This is a genomic window from Bradyrhizobium sp. UFLA05-112 (assembly GCF_053572325.1).
The window spans coordinates 1-750 of the sequence record NZ_JBANBK010000217.1 but is presented as its reverse complement, the minus strand read 5'-3'; the positions used below and the strand labels follow the sequence as shown (position 1 = coordinate 750).

Below are 750 nucleotides of genomic sequence, written 5' to 3'. Positions count from 1 at the left end.
ACATGTCTTCACTGAGACAAATCGCGTTTTACGGCAAGGGTGGTATCGGCAAGTCGACGACGTCGCAGAATACGCTCGCAGCCCTGGCCGAGTTGGGTCACAAGATCCTGATCGTCGGCTGCGACCCGAAGGCGGACTCGACCCGTCTGATCCTGCACGCCAAGGCGCAGGACACGATCTTGAGTCTCGCGGCGAGCGCCGGCAGCGTCGAGGACCTCGAGATCGAGGACGTCTTGAAGGTCGGCTACAAGGATATTCGCTGCGTCGAATCCGGCGGTCCGGAGCCGGGCGTCGGGTGCGCCGGTCGTGGCGTCATCACCTCGATCAATTTCCTCGAAGAGAACGGCGCCTACGAGGACATCGATTACGTGTCATACGACGTGCTCGGCGACGTCGTCTGCGGCGGCTTTGCGATGCCGATACGCGAGAACAAAGCGCAGGAGATCTACATCGTCATGTCCGGCGAGATGATGGCGATGTACGCCGCCAACAACATCTCCAAGGGCATTCTGAAGTATGCCAATTCAGGCGGCGTGCGGCTCGGTGGCCTGATCTGCAACGAGCGGCAGACCGACAAGGAGCTGGAGCTGGCGGAAGCACTCGCCAAAAAGCTCGGCACCCAGCTGATCCACTTCGTGCCCCGCGACAATGTCGTCCAGCACGCCGAGCTGCGCCGCATGACGGTGCTGGAATATGCGCCGGACTCCAAGCAGGCGGACCACTATCGCAATCTCGCGACCAAGATCCATA

The 750-nt window shown here is 61.1% G+C and carries 1 protein-coding gene; it reads left to right on the top strand.

The genetic code is table 11. From position 1 onward, the window contains the following. Positions 1-2 precede the first annotated feature (2 nt). Positions 3-750: nitrogenase iron protein (gene nifH / locus SO180_RS42445; RefSeq protein WP_449384715.1), on the top strand; the 748-nt coding region annotated here is incomplete at its 3' end.